The sequence below is a fragment of the Promicromonospora iranensis genome, from assembly GCF_028994805.1.
In the GTDB taxonomy this organism is placed as follows: domain Bacteria; phylum Actinomycetota; class Actinomycetes; order Actinomycetales; family Cellulomonadaceae; genus Promicromonospora; species Promicromonospora iranensis.
Window position 1 is genome coordinate 174,448 of the sequence record NZ_JAJQQP010000002.1, and the last position, 21,463, is coordinate 195,910.

At 71.0% G+C, this 21,463-nt stretch carries 19 protein-coding genes and 1 pseudogene; 8 read left to right on the top strand and 12 right to left on the bottom strand.

What is annotated here, in order from left to right; all coding sequences use genetic code 11:
* Positions 1 to 65: 65 nt before the first annotated feature.
* Complete coding sequence (locus LUM46_RS03285; protein WP_274992647.1) at positions 66 to 965, bottom strand: HAD family hydrolase; 900 nt, start codon at positions 963 to 965, stop codon at positions 66 to 68.
* Between the two features lie 6 nt (positions 966 to 971).
* Positions 972 to 1,280: pseudogene (locus LUM46_RS03290) on the bottom strand (HAD family hydrolase); the annotation flags it as partial.
* Between the two features lie 163 nt (positions 1,281 to 1,443).
* Here LUM46_RS03290 and LUM46_RS03295 point away from each other — a divergent pair.
* Together LUM46_RS03295 and LUM46_RS03300 are read left to right on the top strand one after the other, a co-directional pair.
* Positions 1,444 to 2,181: an XRE family transcriptional regulator gene (locus LUM46_RS03295; RefSeq protein ID WP_274992274.1), complete on the top strand. Its 738-nt coding sequence runs from the start codon at positions 1,444 to 1,446 to the stop codon at positions 2,179 to 2,181.
* Positions 2,181 to 2,675 carry an NUDIX domain-containing protein gene (locus LUM46_RS03300; protein ID WP_274992275.1) on the top strand — a complete coding sequence of 165 codons (495 nt, stop codon included), beginning with the start codon at positions 2,181 to 2,183 and terminating at the stop codon, positions 2,673 to 2,675. The genes LUM46_RS03295 and LUM46_RS03300 overlap by 1 nt, the downstream gene beginning before the upstream one ends.
* A 1,299-nt stretch (positions 2,676 to 3,974) precedes the next feature.
* On the opposite strand, the gene LUM46_RS03305 is transcribed toward LUM46_RS03300, so the two are convergent.
* Positions 3,975 to 4,334 (bottom strand): MerR family transcriptional regulator, encoded by a 360-nt coding sequence (locus LUM46_RS03305; protein WP_274992276.1) that lies wholly within the window; start codon positions 4,332 to 4,334, stop codon positions 3,975 to 3,977.
* Between the two features lie 52 nt (positions 4,335 to 4,386).
* Here LUM46_RS03305 and LUM46_RS03310 point away from each other — a divergent pair, with 52 nt between their 5' ends.
* Positions 4,387 to 5,385 carry an aldo/keto reductase gene (locus LUM46_RS03310; RefSeq protein ID WP_274992277.1) on the top strand — a complete coding sequence of 333 codons (999 nt, stop codon included), beginning with the start codon at positions 4,387 to 4,389 and terminating at the stop codon, positions 5,383 to 5,385.
* A 24-nt stretch (positions 5,386 to 5,409) separates the two neighbouring features.
* Here LUM46_RS03310 and LUM46_RS03315 read toward each other — a convergent pair whose 3' ends face one another.
* Positions 5,410 to 6,351 (bottom strand): phosphotransferase enzyme family protein, encoded by a 942-nt coding sequence (locus LUM46_RS03315; protein ID WP_274992278.1) that lies wholly within the window; start codon positions 6,349 to 6,351, stop codon positions 5,410 to 5,412.
* 21 nt (positions 6,352 to 6,372) lie between these two features.
* A complete protein-coding gene (locus LUM46_RS03320; protein WP_274992279.1) occupies positions 6,373 to 6,837 on the bottom strand; it encodes an HtaA domain-containing protein in 465 nt (154 codons plus the stop codon).
* Between the two features lie 135 nt (positions 6,838 to 6,972).
* On the opposite strand from LUM46_RS03320, the gene LUM46_RS03325 reads away from it, so the two are divergent.
* Positions 6,973 to 8,067 (top strand): glycerophosphodiester phosphodiesterase family protein, encoded by a 1,095-nt coding sequence (locus LUM46_RS03325; RefSeq protein ID WP_274992280.1) that lies wholly within the window; start codon positions 6,973 to 6,975, stop codon positions 8,065 to 8,067.
* A gap of 153 nt (positions 8,068 to 8,220) precedes the next feature.
* Positions 8,221 to 10,323, top strand: a complete 2,103-nt coding sequence (locus tag LUM46_RS03330; protein ID WP_274992281.1) for an acyltransferase family protein — start codon at positions 8,221 to 8,223, stop codon at positions 10,321 to 10,323.
* A 12-nt stretch (positions 10,324 to 10,335) separates the two neighbouring features.
* Here LUM46_RS03330 and LUM46_RS03335 read toward each other — a convergent pair whose 3' ends face one another.
* Positions 10,336 to 10,764: an ArsR/SmtB family transcription factor gene (locus tag LUM46_RS03335; protein ID WP_274992282.1), complete on the bottom strand. Its 429-nt coding sequence runs from the start codon at positions 10,762 to 10,764 to the stop codon at positions 10,336 to 10,338.
* Entirely contained in the window at positions 10,765 to 11,409 is a 645-nt protein-coding gene (locus tag LUM46_RS03340) for an SRPBCC family protein (RefSeq protein WP_274992283.1), read from the bottom strand.
* A 125-nt stretch (positions 11,410 to 11,534) separates the two neighbouring features.
* Here LUM46_RS03340 and LUM46_RS03345 point away from each other — a divergent pair, with 125 nt between their 5' ends.
* Complete coding sequence (locus tag LUM46_RS03345; RefSeq protein WP_274992284.1) at positions 11,535 to 12,137, top strand: GNAT family N-acetyltransferase; 603 nt, start codon at positions 11,535 to 11,537, stop codon at positions 12,135 to 12,137.
* 21 nt (positions 12,138 to 12,158) lie between these two features.
* On the opposite strand, the gene LUM46_RS03350 is transcribed toward LUM46_RS03345, so the two are convergent.
* Together LUM46_RS03350 and LUM46_RS03355 are read right to left on the bottom strand one after the other, a co-directional pair.
* Entirely contained in the window at positions 12,159 to 12,554 is a 396-nt protein-coding gene (locus tag LUM46_RS03350; RefSeq protein WP_274992286.1) for a hypothetical protein, read from the bottom strand.
* 69 nt (positions 12,555 to 12,623) lie between these two features.
* Positions 12,624 to 13,784 (bottom strand): trans-sulfuration enzyme family protein, encoded by a 1,161-nt coding sequence (locus LUM46_RS03355; RefSeq protein WP_274992288.1) that lies wholly within the window; start codon positions 13,782 to 13,784, stop codon positions 12,624 to 12,626.
* A gap of 59 nt (positions 13,785 to 13,843) precedes the next feature.
* On the opposite strand from LUM46_RS03355, the gene LUM46_RS03360 reads away from it, so the two are divergent.
* On the top strand, positions 13,844 to 14,314 hold the full coding sequence (locus LUM46_RS03360; RefSeq protein WP_274992289.1) for an Lrp/AsnC family transcriptional regulator: 471 nt from the start codon (positions 13,844 to 13,846) through the stop codon (positions 14,312 to 14,314).
* 179 nt (positions 14,315 to 14,493) lie between these two features.
* On the opposite strand, the gene LUM46_RS03365 is transcribed toward LUM46_RS03360, so the two are convergent.
* From LUM46_RS03365 to LUM46_RS03375, 3 genes are all read right to left on the bottom strand, one after another.
* Entirely contained in the window at positions 14,494 to 15,423 is a 930-nt protein-coding gene (locus LUM46_RS03365) for a serine protein kinase RIO (protein WP_374726996.1), read from the bottom strand.
* A gap of 442 nt (positions 15,424 to 15,865) precedes the next feature.
* Positions 15,866 to 18,160, bottom strand: a complete 2,295-nt coding sequence (locus LUM46_RS03370) for a serine/threonine-protein kinase (RefSeq protein ID WP_274992291.1) — start codon at positions 18,158 to 18,160, stop codon at positions 15,866 to 15,868.
* Positions 18,161 to 18,261: 101 nt separating this feature from the next.
* Positions 18,262 to 19,362 (bottom strand): hypothetical protein, encoded by a 1,101-nt coding sequence (locus LUM46_RS03375; RefSeq protein ID WP_274992292.1) that lies wholly within the window; start codon positions 19,360 to 19,362, stop codon positions 18,262 to 18,264.
* 166 nt (positions 19,363 to 19,528) lie between these two features.
* Between LUM46_RS03375 and LUM46_RS03380 the strand changes: the two genes are divergently transcribed.
* The gene (locus LUM46_RS03380; RefSeq protein WP_274992293.1) at positions 19,529 to 21,445 is read left to right on the top strand and encodes a hypothetical protein; all 1,917 of its coding nucleotides are present in this window, start codon (positions 19,529 to 19,531) and stop codon (positions 21,443 to 21,445) included.
* Positions 21,446 to 21,463 lie beyond the last annotated feature (18 nt).

Consider the following 21,463-nt stretch of genomic DNA (forward strand, 5'->3'; position numbering starts at 1 on the left):
CTGACTTATGCGTACGACCCGGCCGGGAACGTGCTGAGCCTGAAGGACGCCTTCGACCCAAGGTGTCAGCGGCTCAGAGGTAGTTCGAACGCGGCAGGTCCGATGTTGGGGACGCTGGTTCGCCAGTGAGCCCGGCGGCGTCCTTCGTCGCCCCGGGGATAGACCAGGTTGGCCTCGCGGGCCGCGGCCTCGACATTGCGCATGGTTGCCCCGGTCCCGGCGGGGACCGGGGCATGCCTCTCCCAGGTGTCACCCTGAAGGGTCCAGACCTCACAGTGGGTGAGGTCGGCCCGGCTACCGTGTCGGACCCGGACAACGACGGCGTGGCCGGGTGCGGTGTGGGTCGCTATCGCGAGCTGGGCTGCAAGGTGTGACATCGGCGCCGTGCCGATGTCGACGGGGAGCAGGGAGCGCAGGACCGCGACCGCGCCGTGCTCCTGGATGGTGCCGGTGACCTCGTCCGCCACCGCTTGCACGACGGTCGGGGCGTGTCCCATGGCGTACGAACGTCCGGCCCACCGCAGCATGTCGAGATCATTCATCCCGTCCCCGACTGCCACCGTGGCCTCTGGCGGGACGCCCATGCGTGCGCGGAGCCGTTCCAGAGCGGTCGCCTTGCTCGTTCCCGGCGCCGTGATGTCGGCCCAATCAGCACCAGCTGGAGTCACCGTGACTCCAGTGGCGGCCAGAGCTTCCAGATGCAGCACGATCCCGGAACCGTGCACAGCGACTCGCGTCGCCGGCGCGTCGCCCAGGTCTGCGACCCGGACTTGCTTCTGCCTGCCGTTGAGCAGCCCGTCGGCGAACACGGTGTTGACGGTCCAGCCCCAGCCGATCTCCTCGACTCCGATACGCACCCCCGGCGTCAGCGTCAGGGCCCGGCCGATCACGGGGTCGGGGTCGAAGCGGCGTGCAGCATCGATCACGTATCCCGACGGCAGTGTCGGGTCCAGGTGCGCGGTCATGCCCCCGTTCGAGCACACTGCGAGCCCATGGGTCAGCCCGAGCTTGGCGGCTACCGGCAGCAGCCCGACCAAGGATCGGCCTGTGGCTAGCACGACCTCATGCCCTGCCGCCCGCACCAGGTCCAGCGCCTCGACGGTCCCGGCAGGGACCTTCCCGTCGCGATCGAGAAGCGTGCCGTCAATGTCCAAGGCGACCAGCCGTCGGGCTGTCGTCGACGCTGCAGCAACTCCCGACAGCGTGTCGCTCTGCTGAAACCCAGTCCCCATCACAGCTCCCTCTGCTGGAACCGGCGAACGAGAAGGCGCGTCGTGCATATCGACGCCTTCTCGTCATGTGCCGGCCTGACGGCGGTCGCCGTCCCACCCCTGCAATGCTTCTGCGCGAGCACGGACAGCACATCGACACCGCAAGACATCTACCGACACCTTTGCGACATCGGCTTGTCCGCAGACCTCGAGGGGTGTCTAGGCTGTCGGCATGGTCAATGAACGATTTCGTCGCGCGATGCACCGGAGAGGGCTCGACATCCAGTCACTCGCCGCCGCGGCGGACGTGTCCATGAAGTCGGTCGAGCGGTGGCTCAGCGGCTCCGTGCCCTACCCGCGCACCCGCTACCGCGTCGCTGCTGTCCTCCAGGAGGACGAGAGCTACCTGTGGCCCGACGCCGTCAACGGGGCTTCGCTGGCGGGTGCGGAGGTGGTCGCGACCTACCCCCGTCGCAGTGACGTGCCCAGTCATCTGTGGACCGAGCTACTTCGAAACTCGGAGCGAGACATCGGCCTGCTTGCGTTCGCCGGGCTGTTCCTGACCGAGGAACACCCCGACTGGATACCCACCCTGGCTGCGAAGGCGGAGCAGGGAGCACGAGTGCGGATACTCCTGGGAGACCCCGCCGGCGTGCAGTTGGCCGCCCGAGACGCCGAGTACCGCATCGGCGGCGGGGTCGCCGGCAGGGTCGCTGCTGTGCGGGCCTATTACGAAGAGCAGATGCCCGACACCGTCGAGATCCGGTTCCATGACACCCCGCTGTACAACTCCATCTACCGGTTCGACGACGAGATGATGGTCAATACCCACGTGTACGGCGTGCTGGCCGCCTACACGCCGACCCTGCACCTGCGCCGTATCGACGGCGCGTACTTCAACACCTACGTCGAGTCCTACGAACGAGTCTGGGCCTCGGCACGACCCGCCGAATCACTGACGGAGACCTGATGAGCAAAGGCACCCGCCGGGTCGACTACTGGCAGGACCCTCAGGCACCGAAGCCGACGAGCCGCAAGACGTCGGCGTCGGCGTTCGTGCTCGACGACCAGGGCCGTCTGCTACTGCTCAAGCGGGTCGACAACGATCTGTGGACCATCCCTACCGGCGGGGTCAAGAAGGGCGAGACGGTCGGCCAGGCAGGTGTCCGCGAGTGCCGTGAGGAGACCGGGCTGGAGGTGGAGGTGACGGGCCTGGTCGGAGTGTTCTCCACGCCGGACCACGTGATCGTCTATCTGCACGGCGACGAGGTTGACGAGGTGCGCCAACCCATCAACATCTGCCTGCGCGCCCGCCTGGTCGGCGGTCAGATCACGCCGCAGCCGTCCGAGGCGTCGGAGGTCCGGTGGGTCGATCCCGCCGACCTTGACGACTACTCGATCCACCCCGCCCTCCGCGCACGCATCAACCATGGGCTGAGTTCTGCCGGGCCCTACATCACGTGAAGCGCTAGTCGATGTGCGGAGACAGTCCGTGGGCACCTCGACCTCAGAAGAGGTCGATCGCCATCGGATTGAACGGTGCGCCCACTGGGCAGTGGTCGCCCAGAGCTTCGCGCCGTCGTCGGTCAGCTTGTCCTGCCAGGTGAGCCGTGCGCCGTGCCGAGGGCCGAAGAACTATTGAACGGAGGGCTAATGTGAGGGAGCTTCGATCGGAGTGGTTCACGTTCTCGATGTCGCGTGAGGTCGCAGAGTCGGTTGTCGAAATTCTGGACGAACTGACTGGAAGAAACGGATTTCCTCTGACGGAGGCAGTGGCTCGAATAGATGCACATTGGGGTGACCTCGATCTGGCAAGTCCGACAGATATTGCCCTGCATGAAACGGGTTTCTATTGGGCGACCGTAATGTTGTTCGAGCAGCCGATTCCGGACTGGTGGGGGGAGCCGATCGATCGGCGTGGGCACGGCGTGCGGCCCCACCAGCTGAGTCAGGGTGTTGGACGATCTCCGAGTAGCCGAGGTAAAGCCCAGTTCGACTGTTCCAGTTGTGACTACCTGGCAGGATCCCGAGGCCGGTGGTCTTTCGCGGTGCGGACGCGGTCTTCGACCACGGCGTGGTGGCGGTGTAGTACGTCGAGCCATTGTGGCTGCCAGTCGCGACCCGCTTGGGTGGCGCAACGTACGACTGATTTCTTGCCAGACAGGCTGTCTCCGGGGACCTTGCACTGGTTCTCGCGGACGAACTCGGTGTACGGGTCCAAGCACCGACGATCGATATTGGCGCGAGCGGATCCGGCAAGACATTCGATTTCTATGACGACGGTGAGTGGGCATGGTTCGACCCGAACTGATTCTGATCGGCTACTGGGCCGGCGAGCGGGCCGCGAATTGGCCATCGCCAGGTGATTTTGTTGATGAGTCGTGGGACTCTGATACGCGGGACCTGGTGGCGGACTACTTGCAGCGAGGGTTTGTGGTGCGGGCCTATATGGGTTACTCGCCATGTCGACTCTGCGGTCGCAACAACGGAGATCTTGAACTCAGTGATGGGACGTTCGTGTGGCCCGACGGTCTGGTCCATTACGTGACGGACCACGCTGTGCGACTCCCGGACAGGTTCGTATCGCATGTTCTAACGGAAATTGCGTCCTACGAGTCCGCGGGTCGGGAGGAATCCTGGTGGCGCGGGCAGCATGGTCAGGGTGGTTGATCGCAGACGCGGCACACGCTGCCGTGCACCCACCGGGTCTGTCTGACTGACGGCTCTGTCGTGGAACTGAAGTGGTGTGGCCGAAAGTGGCCTTCACGCCCCCTGCTCCCGGTACCAAGCGATCTTCTCCCGCAGCTTCTCCTGCTGGCTGCGCAAGGCGTCGATCGACTCCTGCACCCGCCGGTCGTGCTCCTCGAGCAGCGCGACCCGTGCGGCCAGCGTCGCCTCGTCGAGCGACAGCTCCGCGTACAGCTTGAGGTCGGCGATCGGCATGCCGGTGTCGCGCAGACAGTGCACCAGGTCGAGCCAGCCCAGGTCGTCCTCGGTGTAGGCACGGTGCCCGCTCGAGGTTCGCGCGATCGGTCGCAGGATGCCCTCGCGCTCGTAGTAGCGCAGCGTGTCGATGCTGAAGCCCGAGACCTCGGCGGCCTGCGCGGGCGAATAGGTGGCCATGTTCCGATCCTGCCCTTGACCTGGAGCGCGCTCCAGGGATTTCGCTGATGCCATGACCACATCGCAGACCACCACCCAGCGCGAGATCACTCACGACACTCCGCCCGCCGAGCGCCTCGTGCTCGGCGCCATGATGTTCGGCACCGCGATCGACGAGGCGACGTCGTTCGCCGTCCTCGACCGGTTCGTCGACGCCGGCGGCCGATGGATCGACACCGCCGACTGCTACGCCTTCTGGGCGAGCGAGTCCGGCTACGGCGGCCAGAGCGAGGAGCTGCTCGGCCGCTGGTTCGCCGCGCGCCCCGGCGTCCGCGACCGCATCCTGCTCGCCACCAAGTTCGGGGCCGAGCCGCGCGACGCCGCGAACTGGCCCGCCTCCCGCACCGGCCTGTCCGCCGCGGCCATCACCAGCCAGATCACCGGAAGCCTGCGCCGCCTCGGCACCGACCACGTGGACCTGGCCTGGGGTCACATGGAGGACCGCTCGGTCCCGATCGAGGAGACCGCCGACGCCTGCGCGGCTCTCGTGTCCGACGGCGTCACGGCTCGTATCGGACTCTCCAACCACCCGGCATGGCGGGTCGAGCGGGCGCGGCAGCACGCTGTCGGGCAGGACAAGGAGCCGTTCAGCATGGTCCAGCATGCCTACAGCTACCTCCAGCCCCGGCCGGGCACGCTCATGGGGAACCACCGGTTCGGCAGGCTGAGCGACGAGCTGGTGGACCTGGCCGCCGTCGAAGGCCTGGACATCTGGGCCTATACCCCGCTCCTGTCCGGCGCGTACGACAACCCGACCAAGCAGATCCCAGAGGTCTTCGACCACCCGGGCAGCAGCCGGCGCCTCGCGGTGCTCGACGACGTCGCGGCCCAGGTCGGCGCGAGCCGCGGCCAGGTGGTGCTCGCCTGGCTCGCAGCACGCGGGATCCGGCCGATGCTCGGCGGCAGCAAGGTGCACCAGCTCGACGCCGCCGTCGACGCCATGGAGCTGGAGCTCCCGGCCGAGCTCCTGGAACGGATGAACGGGGTGGACGTCACCCCGCCGTCGGCCTGAGTACGGGTTCGAGGGGCCGTGGAACTACACGGCTGACGCCCATCCGGCCGGGTCCTGCTCGCCCGGGATCGCACGGATGCCCTGCCACAGCACGAGGATCTCGAACCATCGTGCCTCGGCGCGGTTGAGGGGCCGTACCGACTCGTACCCCGCGCGCAGCGACTCTCGCACCGCGTGCGGCGTCGGCCGCCATCGGGTGAACCGCGTGCCGAGATAGACGCAGGCCCTGGCCAGATCGTGCACCGGGTGCTCGACCACGACGTCGTCGAAGTCGAGCACACCGACGACCTTCGAGTCCCGGATCAGGACGTTGGCGGCGCGGAAGTCGTTGTGCACCAGCTGGGGTTCGCCGTCGAGCTCCGGGGCCTCGGACAGCAGGCCCCGGAGCCGCCCGGAAGCCTCCGGGGCGAGCCCCTTGTCGCCGTCCACGAGCCAGTCGCTGATCCGACGGCCGAGCCCGGCGGCCCGCGCTGCCGCCGGCTCTGCCTGCAGGGCCTGGTGCAGCTGAGCGAGGCAGGCTCCGGCCGCGCGCACCGCCACGTGGTCCGTCACGTCGAGCCAGTCTCCGGAGAGCACCGGCTGCACCGTGACCGACAGCTCGCCCGACGGTCCGTCCAGGCGCACCCGGTCGAGACCGTTCGTCGTCGGGAGCGGGACAGCGACAGGGATACCCCGGTCGGCGAGTGACCGGAGCAGCCCGGTCGAGGCGTCGAGGCTGGCGAAGAGCTCCCGGTCCCGGGACCACTTCACCACCAGGTCGCCTCGGTCGCTCCGGGCCCAGAAGATCGCGTTGTGGCCGCTGATCACCAGGCGCGGGCACGTGGCGACGGTGATGCCCCACGTGGCGTCGAGAACCTCCGAGACCCAGCGGCAGGCAGCGGCGAGACCGTCGAACCCGAACCGTTCCTTGAGCGCTACCTCCGGCTCGACCGGTTCCCACAGCATGGACAGACCGAGAGGCAGCACCCCCGAACCGTAGCGCGAGGGTCAGGACAGGTCGATCGTCACCGGTTCGAACGGCGTGCCGGCAGGGTAGTTGCCGCCCCAGAGCTTCGCGCCGTCGTCGGTCAGCTCGACCTGCTGCCAGGTGAGCCGGGAGGTGTCGTCGGACCGCTCGGGTGCCCCGGCCAGCCGGAAGGCGACCGTGCGCACGTCCGACTCGCGGTCACGGATGGACATGCTCCAGTCGGGGCCGTCGTCGGCGGGCGCGGTGACCTCGATGTCGGCGACCTCGCCGACGAACGAGCCGAAGTGCCCGATGAAGACCACGGACCCCGTGAACGCGAACAGCCCGGCGTCCGGCGTCGGGTCCGGGCTGCGTCCTGGATCGAGCGGAAAGTGGAACGAGGCGCCGGTGCCGCCGACGGCGTCGTCCTGCACGATGCGGCCGCCGGGCGCCCCCATCACGTACATCAGCAGGCTTGCCTTGATCTCCCAGTCCAGATGAGCCACCCGAGAACCGTACTCCCGTATGGCGATTCGTCATGCTCTGTGCCGGGGACCGATCGCCGCCCGTTCACGTGGGCGTCGACCGGCCGACGGCGTGGCGCCATGCCGCGGCTACGGGACGTGGCCAGGCTCGGATGCATGAGGACCACCCCACGTCGCACCACTGCAGCACTCGCCGTGACCATCGCGGGCGCGCTGGCCCTGGGAGCCGCGCCTGCGTCCGCCGCGCCCGCGGGCCACCCCCGCGCCTTCGACCTCCAGGCGCACCGGGGCGGTGTCGCGCTCACCGTCGAGAACACGCTCCCGGCCTTCGACAACGCCCTGGAGCTCGGGGTCAGCACGCTCGAGCTCGACGTGCAGATCACGCAGGACGGGTACGCCGTCGTGACCCATGACCGCGACCCTCACCCGGCCAAGTGCGTCGACACGGAGCCGGCGTTCCCGGGAGACCCCGAGTTCCCCTACGTCCCCGACAGGACCTACATCAAGGACCTCACGCTCGCGCAGGTCCGCACCATCGACTGCGGCTCGCTGCGGCAGCCCCAGTTCCCCGGGCAGGAGCTGCACCCGGGCGAGCGCATGCCGCTGCTGTCCGAGGTGCTCGACCTCGTGAACCGCCACCGGGCGCGCCAGGTCACGCTCAACATCGAGACCAAGGTCGAGGCTGGCGCCCCCGAGCAGACAGCGCCTCGCGAGGAGTTCGTGCAGGTCGTCGCCCGCGAGGTCCGCAAGGCCCGCCTCGTCGACCAGGTCACGATCCAGAGCTTCGACTGGGGCTCGCTCATGCGCATGAGCGAGGTCGAGCCCCGGTTCCCGCTGGTGGCGCTGACCAACGGCCAGCAGTTCCTCCAGGTCGGCGCGCCCGGCACGTCGCCGTGGCTCGGCGGGATCGACATCGACGACTTCCCGGGCTCGATCCAGGAGAAGTTCGTCGCGGCCAGCGCCTCGTTCGGGGCCGACGCCGTCTCGCCGGTGCACGGCGACCCGCAGGGCGGCAGCGTGACGAACCCGGGCTACGTCCCCTTCACCACGCCTGAGCTGGTCAGCGCAGCGCACGACGCCGGCATGGCGGTGATCCCGTGGACGATCAACGACCGCGCCACGATGGAGTCGCTGATGGACATCGACGTGGACGGCATCATCACCGACCGGCCCGACCTGCTGCGCACGATCATGGCGGAGCGGCACCTGAAGCTCCCGAAGCGCTACGTCGCGCCCGTGCCGCGGTACTGATAGAACAGCACCGGCGAGATCTCAACCCCGTATCGCGCATCGCGTGTCGTACATCACCCGGCCTGACCGCAAGACCAGGCCGGACCGGGTGACGCTCCCACCTAAGATCTTCCGGTGCCGCGCGCGCGGCACCGATGATGACGGAGAGACGACGTGGCGAACGACGGCAAGACCGCTCTGCGGGCTGATATCCAGGCGTTGCGGGCGGTGGCCGTGCTGGCGGTCGTGCTGTTCCACCTGTGGCCGAACCGGCTGACCGGTGGGTACGTGGGTGTGGACGTGTTCTTCGTGATCTCGGGCTTCCTCATTACCTCGCACATCGCGCGGGACGTCGACGCCGGGCGGTTCTCGGTGACCACGTTCTGGGCGCGGCGGATGCTGCGGCTGCTGCCTGCATCGCTGCTCGTGCTCGCCGTGACCGCGGGAGGCGTGTGGGCGCTGGCCCCGATCCAGCACTGGGAGCAGTGGTTCCGGGAGATCGCAGCCTCCGGGCTGTACGCGCAGAACTGGATCCTGGCCGCGGACGCCGTGGACTACCTGGCCGCGGAGAACGTGACCTCCCCGGTCCAGCACTACTGGTCGCTGTCGGCCGAGGAACAGTTCTACCTGGTCTGGCCGCTGCTGATCGGGCTGTCCTTGCTGGTCGGCCGATTCCTTCGACGCTCTTCGAGCGCGGGCCAGGCCGGGCGGCGGGAGTCGTGGCGACCCGTGGCGGCAGGGCTCCTGACACTGGTCGTCGTGGTATCGCTGGTGACGTCGGTGGTCTGGACCGAGGCTGACCAGGCGTTCGCGTACTTCATCACTCCCACCCGGGCGTGGGAGTTCGGTGCCGGAGCGCTGCTGGCCTTCGTGCCTGCCTGGGGCCGGTCCCGTACCGCTGCAGGGCGCGGCGGTCCGGCAGGCGTGGTGGCATGGGTCGGCCTGGCCCTGATCGTGATCTCCGCGATCGGGTTCACCAGCACCACGCCGTTCCCGGGAGCCTGGGCGGCCGTCCCCGTCCTGGGTACCGTCCTGGTGATCTGGGCCCGAGCCACGGACCGTTTCACGACCGGCCTGGCCGGTCTCGCGCCGGTCCAGTTCCTGGGTGACGTGTCCTACGCGGTCTACCTGTGGCACTGGCCACTGATCGTGCTGCTCCCGTACGCCACCGGGCACGACCTGCGCACGGGCGACAAGCTCGCGATCCTGGCTGCCACGGTCCTGCTGGCTTGGGCCACCCGGACCTGGATCGAGAAGCCCGTCCTGCGCCAGCGGCACCGGTTCCGGCCCGCTCCCACCTTCATCAGCGCGGCCGTCGCCACCGCACTGGTCCTGGGTGTGGCGCTGGCGGGGGTGCACGCAGCACGCGAGCACGTACGTGCCGAGCTGGCCGCGGTCGCCGCGCTCACCAGCTCCGAGTGCTTCGGCGCCGCTTCCCGCCCGTTGTCCGGGCCGTCCTGCGTCAACCCCGACCTGGACGGTGTCGCCGTTCCCGCTCCGGATGCCGCGCACTCGGACGTGCCGGAGCTCTTCCGCGGCCGTTGTGCCGGTACGAGCAAGACGGACTCCCAGCCGAAGCCCTGCAGCGTGGGCGCCCCGGACGGGTCCGTGCGGGTCGCACTGATCGGCGACTCGCACGCGGTCCAGTACTCCGCGATGCTCGCGAGCATCGCGGAGCGCAACGGCTGGGAGCTGGACACCTACTCGAAGGGCGCCTGCCCGTTCTCGGACGTGCGGCGGGCGCAGGACGACGTGCTGCACGCGGCGTGCACCACCTGGATCGAGCGGGCCAAGGTGATGCTCGTGGAGGGGGACTACGACCTCGTGGTGACCTCCCAGGTGAGCGGCGTGGACTGGGAACCGCCGCAGGGCACCTCCACCGAGGAGTTCGCGGAGGGCGGCCTGGCCTCGCTCTGGTCCGGGCTGGCCGACCGGGGAGTGCGAGTGGTCGCGGTCGCCGACGTGCCTCGCCCGATGCGGGGCGTTCTCGACTGCCTGCAGGAGCCGGAGCGCGACGTGACGACGGACTGCCGCGTCTCCAGGGCTGACGGGCTGCTCTACGACCCGCAGCCCGGTGCCGTCGAACGTCTGAACCGGCCGGACGTCACCCTGCTCGACCTCACGGACGTCTACTGCGACGACCGCGAGTGCTTGCCGGTCATCGGTGGTGCCACGGTCTACCGCGACTCCAACCACCTCACCAACACCTTCGCGCGCACGCTCGAACCGTACTTCGAGGCAGGGCTGGTCCCGTTGGTGGGCGCGGACCGGTCCTGAGACCTGCCGTTCTCAGCCCGCGGCTCCGCCTGCCCTGGTCTGCTCCGGCGCGGTCTCGTCCCCAGGCGCTGTCCGACGGCGCTCCCGGCGGCCGCGGACCAGCTCGGTCGCCAGGGCGTCCAGCGGCTGGGCGAACGCGTCCTCGAAGCGCGCGAGCCACGCCCGCGCCGCAGCCGTCCCGGCGTCGTCCACGGCGTAGAGGCGGCGGGTGCCCTCGGCGCGCACCTGGACCAGGCCGGCCTCTCGCAGCACCCTGAGGTGCTGCGAGACGGCCGGCTGGGTGATGCGTACGCGTGCCTGCAGTGCGGTGACCAGGGCGCCCGCCGGCTGCTCGCCCGGGACCAGCAGCTCGAGCAGGCGACGTCGCACGGGATCACCGAGCGCCTCGAACACCCCTGCCCGTGCGGAGTCCACGGCGTCCGCGCCTGACGCACCTGGCACTCAGGACTCCGGTGTCGTCGTGTAGAAGGCCAGGGTCCGTTCGCCCGCGGCGCGGGCCTGGTCGGCGTCCTCCCCGGCGGCGATGGCGGCGTCGGCCCAGCTGGTGCTGGCGAGCCGCACGAACTCGACACCCTCCGCCGAGGTCGACCACGCCTCGACCTCCGCGGGGTCCAGGCTGGCGCCGTTCGCGAGGTGCAGCCCCAGCCCCATGAGGCTGAGATCCCAGCCGACACCGGCGGCACCCGGGCCGTACTGCGTCCAGAAGTCGGGGTCGACGGGTGCCTCGTGGACCAGCTCGAGCGTGGTGCCGTCGCCGGCGGGAGTGAGGTGGACGGTGAGCCAGGAGACGGTGTCCCCGAACTCCCAGGTGACGGCGAACTCCTCGGGTGCGGCGCAGCGCTCGACGACACCGCCCGCGTTGCCCTCGAGCTGATAGCGGCCGCCGACCGTGAGATCGCCGGTCACCGGGAGGAACCAGCGGGGGAGGCGGTCGGCGGAGGTGAGGGCGTCCCAGAGGTCGGCACGTTCGGCGGCATAGGTGCGGCGGGCGACGGCGACCTTGGTCGGGACGCCGTCCCGGGTGCTGTCGCGGACCTCTCGGGTGACGAGGCCGGCGATGGCGGCGGGGTCGATCACGGTGGGCATGTTCTCTCCTTCTATAAGTGGCCACTTATGTTAACCCACGGAGCACGTGCCGCCGCAACGTCCGATAAAAAGTGTGCCAAGCACGAGGAGGCAGGAGTGTCGGTGGGGCGGAGTAGGTTCTGGACATGGCCCAGATCGCCGTGGTTCCCGCCACTGCCGACTGGTTCGACGACATCGCCCGCGTCATCAACCCGACCGGGCGTGAGCAGGCGTGCTGGTGCATGCACTGGCGGGCGCCCGCCAGGGAGGACATCACGACGCGCGGGGCCCGGCTGCGCGAGCTCACCGAGCAGGAGCCGGCCCCAGGAATGCTCGCGTACCTCGTCGCCGCGGGATCCGACGCGGACGTGGCCGGCTGGCTCGGGTTCTCGCGGCGGTCGGACGCCAGACCGTTGCAGCGGTCCCGTGTGCTGCCCGTGGGCGATCCGGAGACCTGGTCCACCACCTGGGTCTTCCTGTGCGTGACGGTCCGCGCGGGCTTCCGTCGGCAGGGGGTCGCCCAGGCACTGCTCGACGCCGGGGTCGACTACGCCGCCGGTCACGGGGCGACGGCGCTCGACGCGTTCCCGGTCGAGCCCGAGCCCGGCCGCCGGGTGCCGGTGAGCGCAGCCTTCGTCGGCACCGTCGGCATGTTCGAGCGGGCGGGGTTCGACCGGCTGGCGCCCACGGACGCGACGAGCGGCCGGCTGACCCGCTGGCACATGCGGCGCGAGCTCACGCCGGGCTGATCACCGCCTGCGCGGCGGGTGCTACTCCTCGACCGGAACGACCACGCACAGCTCGAACGTCTCCCGGCCACGGCGGAGCAGGTACCGCACGCGCTCCGCGGTCTCCTCCGCCGCGTTCTCGTCCTTGTAGCTCCAGCGCACGTCGACCCACAGCAAGGTGTCGCCGACCTGCTCGACGGCGCGCACGTCCGGCACGGCGGCGACCAGCCCTTGCTCCCGGTAGGCGGCGAGCATGCCGCCGAGCGCCTCGCGCGCTGCCTCGGCGTCGGGCACGACGAGGGACCGTTCCGCCTCGACCACCACCGACGGGTAGGCGAGGCTCTCGGTCACGGTCTCCAGGTCGCCCGACCCGAGCGCGACACCGTAGTCGACGAAGAACGTGACCAGGTCGTCCTGGTCGTACGGAGTACTGGGCATGCCTTCACCGTAGGCGGACACCAGGCTCCGCACCACGCCGCGTCTCGCACCACGCCGCCTCGCCGAGTCTCAACGCGTGGGTTGGTCGAGCGCCTCGGACAGGTCGGTCCAGAGGTCCTCGACGTCCTCCAGGCCGACCGACAGGCGAACCAGGTCGGGGGAGATGCCCGCGTCCTTGCGGGCGACCTCCTCCATGATCCGGTGCGTCAGGGAAGCCGGGTGCTGGATCAGGCTGTCCACGCTGCCCAGGCTCACCGCGGGGGTGATCAGGCGGACGGCGGCGACCAGGGCCACGGGGTCGACGGACGTCTCGAACGACACCATCGCACCGCCCAGGCTGGGGTAGTGCACCCGCGTCACCCGGTGGTGGGCGGCCAGCCGGCGGGCCAGCTCCGCTGCCGTGGCCGACGCCGCGCGCACGCGCACCGGGAGCGTCGCCAGCCCGCGCAGGAGCTCGTAGCCCGCCATCGGGTGCAGCATGCCGCCGGTGACGAACCGGACCTGCCGCAGCCGCCGGGCGAAGTCCTCCGCGCAGGCGATGACGCCGCCCATCACGTCGCCGTGCCCGCCCAGGTACTTGGTGGCGCTGTGCAGCACGAGGCTCGCCCCGAGCGTCAGCGGACGCTGCAGCACCGGCGTGGCGAACGTGTTGTCCACCAGGAGGGGTACCGGGCCGCAGGCGTCGGCCAGGGCGCGCAGGTCGACCTCGGTGAGGGTGGGGTTGGCAGGGCTCTCGACGACGACCAGCCCGGTCCGGTCCGTGATGGCCGATGCCACCTCGTCGGGTGTCGCCCACGTCACCGAGTTGCCGAGCAGGCCGGACTCGAGCAGGTGGTCCGTGGTGCCGTACAGCGGCCGCACACCGACCACCTCCGGCTTGCCCGCCGTGACCTGGGCCAGCAGGCAGGCCGACAGGGCGGCCATGCCGCTCGCGAACGCGACGGCGGACTCCGCGCCCTCGAGCTCGGCGAGCGCGGTCTCGAAACGGCGCACCGTCGGGTTCGCGACGCGGCCGTAGACGGGCGGGCCGCCGTCGTCGTGCCCCGCCGCGAACTCGTCCAGGCGCTCGGCCTCGCCGACCACGTCGTACGACGGGTAGGTGGTGGACAGGTCGATGGGCGGGGCGTGCAGGCCCAGGGCGGCCAGGTCGTCCTTGCCGGCGTGGACGGCGCGCGTGTTCCAGGAGTGTGTCGTGGTCCGGGAGTGCGTGCTCCCTGAAGGCATGGTCATGGAGGACTATCGGCATCCGAGAGGGCTCATACCGGTCAGGCATGCTAGAAATTCGGCCTATGGGCCAGAACGTGATCCTGGATTCGGTAGATCGTGCGCTGCTGGACGAGCTGCAGAAGGACGGCCGCCTCTCCAACAAGGCGCTCGCGCAGCGGGTGGGCGTCGCGCCGTCGACGTGTCTGGCCCGTACGCAGCGGCTGCAGAACGCCGGGGTGATCCGCGGCTACCGTGCCGAGATCGACCCGGCCGCCGTCGGCCGCGGGCTGCAGGCCATGCTGATGGTGCGGCTCACCACCCACTCCCGGCCCCTGCTGGGCCCCTTCGTCGAGTGGGTCCGGCAGCTCCCGCAGACGCGAGCCGTGCACCACGTCTCCGGTCCCGACGACTTCCTGATCCATGTGGCCTGCGTCGACACCGACGAGCTGCAGCGCCTGGTCCTCGATCTCACGGCCCGCGGTGAGGTGGGCCGCGTGCAGACCGATCTCGTGTTCTCCTCCTGGACCTGCGGTCCGGTCACCCCGGCGGAGTGACCGGACCGACGGAACGATCGAGGGCGGTCGGTCGAGGGCGGCCGGTATCGCCCTTCGAGGTCTAAGTTTCTCCGCTCTGAATCGCTTCAGAACGGAGAAACTTAGACCTCAAAGAGGAGCGGCAGCAGCGGGGGGCAGCGGGGGCCGGGGCAGGCGCGGGCGGGGGTCGGGAGTCGGCGTCAGAAGGCCTGGGCCAGCAGGTCGGCGAACAGCGCGTCCGCGTCGACGTCCAGGCCGCGGGCCGTGAACCAGGCGCACACGGTGCGGCAGTCCCGCAGCAGCACCTCGCTCGCGAAGGGGTTGGACGCGAGGTCCACGACCTGCGGCAGGTCGATGATGACCAGCCGCTCGCCGTCGGCCAGGATGTTGTACGGCGACAGGTCGCCGTGCGCGAAACCGAGCCGGGCCAGCACACCCATCCCGCCCGTCAGCTGCTCCCAGTACGACTCGAGCAGATCGTCCGACGGGCGCTCCCGGGTCAGCCGCGGCGCGGCGACGGCCTGGACGCGGCCCGCCTCGTCGGACACCTCGGTCCCGATGAACTCCATGAGCACCTCGGTGCCGTCGATCTGTACCGGGTAGGGCACCGGAGCACCGGCCGACCAGAGATCGCGCAGGGCGACGAACTCGGCGTCGGCCCACTGGGTGGCCGAGACCGCACGGCCCCACGCGGACTTGCGGTCCTCCATGGCGCGCTGGTCACGTGTGCGGCGCGTCCGGCGCCCCTCGGTGTACTCGGTGCCGCGGTGGAACTGCCCGTGCTCGAGGCTGCGGTACCGCTTGGCCACGAGGAGACAGCGCTCGGCCTGGTCCGACGGCGCGTCGCCGGCGGGTAGGCCGCCGTCCGGTCCGCGGTCGGACGGCGTGACCCCGCCCGGCGGTACCGCACGTTCCAGCAGGAAGGCGTCCGCCTCCTTGCCCGTCTTGAGGATGCCGAGCTCGGTGTCGAGCGCGGCGTCCCGGGTGACCACCCACCCGGGCACGGGATCGGGCCCGCGCTGACCCTTGGCGACGGAACGCCAGGTGGACCAGCGCTGCCCCGGCCCGGGCTCGCTCGGGTCGGCCTGCCTCGGGTCGGCGTGAGCGGCACCGGAGTCGACGGCGTCCACCCCGAGCGCGCTCGGGTGCGGACCCTCCAGGTCCTCACGGCCGACCCGGGCGCGTCGGTTCGCGGCCAGCTCGTCAGGGGTCGGCCGGGCGCTGTACTGCTTGGTGGTCCTCTTCGCGGCCTGGACCAGGAGGGACTTCGGTGTTTCGGGAAAATGGGGCAAGACGGTGCTCCTTGATGCTGGAGCACGACCGGGTCAGTTCCGGGTGCTCCTGGTGACAGTGGCGTCTGCTGCCACGGAGGCAGCTGCGCGAACGACGTCGTCCATGACTGCCTCCTTCCTGTCCGCACTCCCGGAGTGCCTGGCCCCGACCGCATCGGCCGGGGATCCTGCTACCTGCGTTGGCCGGTCATCAAGCGCCTCGAAGAGCAGGCTCGGTGACCGTGCGACGAGCATGGCACGACCGCGTCGCGGACCGCACCTGTTTTTCCTGGGGCTGCGGTCAGTTCCAGGGCAGAGCGTTCTCGATCGACTCCCAGACCGAGTCGCGCACGTCCTCGGTGGTGTCCTGGACGCCCTGCTCGAGGTCGTCCTGGATCTGCTCCCGCTGCTGCTCGAACGAGTCGCGCGCGTCCTGCGTCACCTGCTGGGCGTAGCCGACCGCACCCTGCACGGCGATCACGATCACCCACACCACGACGACGAGCCAGAACGGCCACGTACGCCCACCGCGGCGCCTCCGCACCGCCCGGAAGAGGCCCACGAAGGCAGAGGTCACGATGCCGAGCAGCGGGATCGACAGCTCGGCCATGCGGGGCAGCCAGACCGGGTCGAGGCTGAGCGTGGACACCGCGAGGCCGCCGAGCGCCGCGAACAGCGGCAGGCCGGCCGCACTGGGCATGGCGTCGAAACCCGGGACGAGGCGCACCAGCTGGTAGAGCGCGAGAGCGAGCAGCACGCGCGGGACCCAGCCGATGATGGTCGCCAGGACGCCCAGGCCACCTCCGGAGCCGCGCCGGTCCGCATCCCGGCCGGTGTCGTTCGGGCCGGCACCGTCGTCGCGTCGCGCGGTCGGCCCTGGGGCCCCGGCCGGCTGAGCCGGGGGCTGGACGGGCGACTGCGGCGGGGTGCCCGGCTGCGTGCCCGTGGAAGACATCGGGCGCTGCGCCGGGGCGGGTGTCGGTGTGGGCACCGGTGCGGTGCGTGCGCCGGGCGCCGGACCCGGGCGGAACGCGGGCGCCACCTGCGTGGCCTGCTGGTTCGTCAGGGGTGCCATGCGCTGGGCCGGGTGGCTCGACTGCCTGCGGGGCGGGGGCGTCGCCGTCGGGCTGCCAGGGAGCGGCAGGCCGTGGCGCCGGCGGTAGGCGATCCAGCCGTCGAACGTGTCCTGGTACCCCTCGGGCGTGAAGGCGGGGGCCCAGCGCATCGCCGCCCACAGGTAGTCCTTGATCTCGGCGGGCGCCCGCCCACCGGCTCTCTGCGGCCCGACGGCGGCCAGGTACGTGGAGATGACCTCCTCGGCGGCGCCGTCGAACCCGTCGCCGTGCACCTGGTGCAGGCGGCCCATGAGCTGCTGGTCGTAGACCAGGTTGGTGATGGGCTCGCCCTGCCGTACCGGGTTGCTCACGAGCACGCTGGCCGCCGTGACGGTGGCCGCGGCGGCCCCGCTGCCGGTGAGGACCTCGGTGACGAGGCCGCGCTCGATGGTCGTGACGCCCGCGGCGGCGAGCAGCGCCGGGTCCAGCGCCGCGCTGTCGTTCGCGAGCTGGGCCACGGTGCGGGACAGGTTGTGCAGCGGTGGGCGGTCCTCGGGCCGGTGCCGGGTCATTGCGAGGACGAGCGGGAGCAGCCGGGGGTCCACCGGTCCGATGTCGGCCGCCGTCAGGTCGCGCCCTGCGAAGTTGAGGTCGTTGGGCAGCACGCCGGTGGCGAGGAAGATCAGCAGCAGGCCCAGGCTGTACACGTCGGAGCGGGCGTGCGGCTTGCGCACGAACAGCTCGGGCGCCATGTACGAGATGGTGCCGGCGGCGTGCGTCGAGGTGGTGGTGCCGTGCCCCTTGGCGATGCCGAGGTCGATGAGCACGTACCGGTCGGGCGCGGCGATGATGTTCGCCGGCTTCACGTCCCGGTGCAGGAAGTGCTCCTCCTGGAGCACCGCGAGGGCGTCGAGCACGTCGTCCGCCACGCGCAGCACGTCCCGCAGCGGCAGCGGCCCGTCCGCGGCCACTCGCTGGGACAGGGTGGGGCCCGGCACGAGCTCCATGGCGAACCACGGTGTCGGCGACTGCAGGTCGGCCGTGACGAGCCGCGGGAACCCGCGCCCACCCAGCCGCTCCAGCAGCGCGGCCTCGCCGACGAACCGGTCCAGCGAGCCGGACTCGGAGTTGGTGAGCACCTTGAGTGCTACCTCGCCGCCGGGCCCCGTGGCCCGGTAGACGTGCGCGAACCCGCCGTGGCCGAGCGAGCCGACCAGCTGGTACGGGCCGAGCACCTCGCCGGTGGCCGGGATGCGCTGGGCGGTTCCCTGTCCCGTGCGGGGACCGGGATCGCCCTGCCGGACCGAGGGCGCTCCGACGGCGCGCGACCCCGCCGTGTGCGACCCGACCGGGTGGCCGGCACCGGAGGGCTGCACGGCCTGCGTCGGCGCCGTCGGCGGTGGGGCCATCGCGGTCGGCCCGGCCGGCGTCACCACCCGCGTGGGCGACGGCGGCGGAGGGACGGCGGCGGCCTGTCCGCCACCCCGGGCCGGTGGGCCGGCGGGGGGTAGGGCCGTCGTGCGGGTGGTCTCGTCGGACAAGCAAGGACTCCTCAGGAGGGCACCGGAACTTCCGGCTGGACCAGAGGAAATCTATCAGCGACCCGCCGCGCCGGTCCGCAAGGAGCCCGAGCTGTGACCTGTCAGCCGTTCCCGCCGGGCAGGGCGTCCTCGAGCTGCTCGGTCGCGTTCTGCCTGGCATCTTCCATGCCCTGCTCGACCTCCTGCTCGACCGACTCCCGGGCGTCCTGCTTCGCGTCCTCGACGCTCTCGTCCACCGAGTTCTGGACGTCCTGCTGGATGTTCTCGGTGGCGTCCTGGGCATAGCCGACGATGCCGCCGACGGCGAACACCACGATCCAGGCGATGATCACGAGCCCGTAGGGCCAGACCGCGAGCGACGTGTTCAGCGAACGGATCGTGTTGAGGAGCCCGGCGAGCGCTATGCCGAGCGCCGGGATCGTCAGGTTGGCGGCCTGGTCGGACCACTCGGGATTGAGGTTGAGCATGCCGAGCACACCGTCGCCGATGCCGCGGAACAGCGGGAACTGCGAGACGTCGGGCATGACGTCGAAGCCCGGGATCAGCCGGACGAGCTGGTAGACGCTCAACGCGAGCAGGATCCGGGGGATCCACGCCAGGACCGCGCCCGCCGCAGAGCCGCCACCGGGGGAGTCGGCGTCCCGCTCCCGGCGCGGTGCCGGCGGCGTCGGCTGGGGTGCCTGAGGGCTGTAGCCCTGGTCATAGGGCGGCTGGCTACCCGGCAGCTGACCCGGCTGGTGCTGGCCCGGCTGCCCGTAGCCCGGCTGCTGGCCGTGGGCCTGCGTCGGCTGGCCGTAGGCGGCCTGCCCCTGTCCGTAGCCCGGCTCGCCCGGAAACGCGCCCGGCGGTTGCGCCTGCGTGGGCTGCCCGGTCTCGTACGGGCGGTACGGCCGGGCCGGGGGCGGGGTGGTGGCCCGGAAGTCGCGGCCCGGGTCGCCGCCCTGCTGGGGCATTCCCGACGGCGGCAGCACCTGCGTCTGGTCGCCGTACCCCGCGTTCCCCTGGGGCGTGCCGACCGGGGGCATCATCTGCGTCCGGTCGCCGTAGCCCGCGCCACCCTGGACCGCGTCCATCCGCTGCGTGGAGGCATACGATGACTGCGCGCCCGGCTGCGTACCCGGGCGATCCGGGCGAGCGGGCGGCCGCTGGATCTGCGTAGGGTCGTCCGCCGGAGGGATTCGGCGGGTGGGCTCGTCGGACACGCGGAGGCTCCTCGGTTGTGGTCCCGGTTTCGACAGCTGTTTGCGCGAGAACCTACCAGGTGGGGTGATTGCCCCGTTGGGCTGGCCAGGCGGGCGAACATGTCCGACCCTTGCTTCGGGGGCGAACCACGCGATGCCGCCTACCCAGGAACTTCGGAGGAAACGCATGAGCTCTGACACCGTGCCCCGCTGGCCTCGGATCGACGCGATCGTCCGGGAAGACGGTTCCGGCGAGGTGACGATCGACGGGACGTTCCATCCCATCACCACGGGCAGCCTGGAAGAGGCGCGGGTGGAGGTGCTGCGCCGGGTGACGGAGAACGCCGCGAAGGTCGGTCGGCCCGTGCGCGCGTCCGCGACCGGACCGGAAGGACTGTGGAACCTGATCGTGCACCCGGACGGGACCGTGGTCCCGGAGGAGGACGAACTCGTGCCGCCGTCGACCCCGACGCCGCAGGTGCCGGACCCGGTGCCCGGCACCGCGTCGGCCCCGACGCATGGTGGGATGCCCGGAGGCACGCCTGAGGTGGACCCCGGCCCGACGGCGGCACCGGGACCGGTGTTCGAAGGCACGCCGGTCGTGGACCTGCCTCCCCGGGGCGAGCAGGACGACCTGCTCGGCGCAGCGGACCCGCTCGACACGACGCACGCGGCCGGTACGACCGGAGCGTCCGGCAGCACCGGTGGTACGGGCTCCGACCCGCTCGCCTCCGGGGTCGAGATCGACCCGGAGGACACGGTGCGGCGCGTGCCGAGAACGCCCGTGGCGCCGGATGCCGGGGGACCGGGCTTCGCAACACCGGACTCCGCAACACCGGACTCCGCGCCTCGCGACTCCGCGACCGCCGGTCCGGCGACGCCCGGATTCGCGCCGCCCGGATCCGCGACACTCGGGTATGTCTCCTCCGGAGCCGCGTCCGCCTATCCGGCGAACGGCGCGCCGCCCGAGGCGGACGGCGGTTCCCCGGTCGCCGACTGGGTACGCGAGCACGCGTCGGACGACACCCGGATCAGACCTGCGGGAGGCCAGCCGGGCGGCCTGGCGACCCCGGTGTCCGGACCGGTCGACGCGGTGCCGACCGCGGGATACACCAGCGGTGGGCTGTCGGCGCCGCCGTCGGACCCGACGCCCGTGACGGACGGCGACGCGCCGCGCTCCCGGCGCGAGGCGCGTCAGTCGTTCCTGACGCACCAGCAGGACGAGGACCCGGCCACGCGTGGGTTCCGCGGGATGCTCACCAAGGTCGGCATCCGGGTGGGACCGAGCGAGTCGGAACGGGCCGAGCGCGCCGACGAGCGCGCCGTCAGCCAGCACTGGCCCGGTCCGCGCACCATCTCGATAGTGAACGGCAAGGGCGGTGCGGGGAAGACGCCGTCCACGGTGCTGCTCGCGGCGGTCTTCGCGCAGTTCGGCGGTGCGGGCGTCGTGACGTGGGACAACAACCAGACGCGCGGCACGCTGGGCTGGCGTACCGAGCAGGGGCCGCACGAGGCCACGCTGCTGGACCTGCTGCCGCAGGCGGACCGCCTCCTCGGCCCGTCGGCGCAGGCCGCCGACCTGGCACGGTACGTGCACCACCAGACCCGCGACCGGTTCGACGTGCTGCGGTCCAAGCCGATCGCCATGGCGAACGAGCAGCGGATCGAGCCGCGGGACGTGGACGCCATCCACTCCGTGCTGTCGAAGTACTACCGGATGATCCTGATCGACTCCGGCAACGACGAGTCCGATCCCATGTGGCAGCGGATGATCGACCTGACCGATCAGCTCGTGGTGGCCACCACGACGCGCGACGACCACGCGGAGGCCGGCGCGCTGCTCCTGGAGGCGCTCTCGACCCGGGACGGCCGGTCGGCCTACCTGGCGCAGCAGGCGGTCGTGGTGGTGAGCCAGGCCGACCAGAAGGAGCCCGCGAGCGAGCTGGAGAAGGTCGCCGACGGGTACCGGTCGCTGGCCCGGGAGGTGGTCACCATCCCGTTCGACCCGGCGATGGTCGACGGTCACCTGCGGTACGGCGCGCTGCGCACGGACACCCGGAGGGCCTGGCTCAAGGCGGGGGCCGCGGTGGCCGGCGGTCTGTGACGCGTCGCCGTCGCGGTT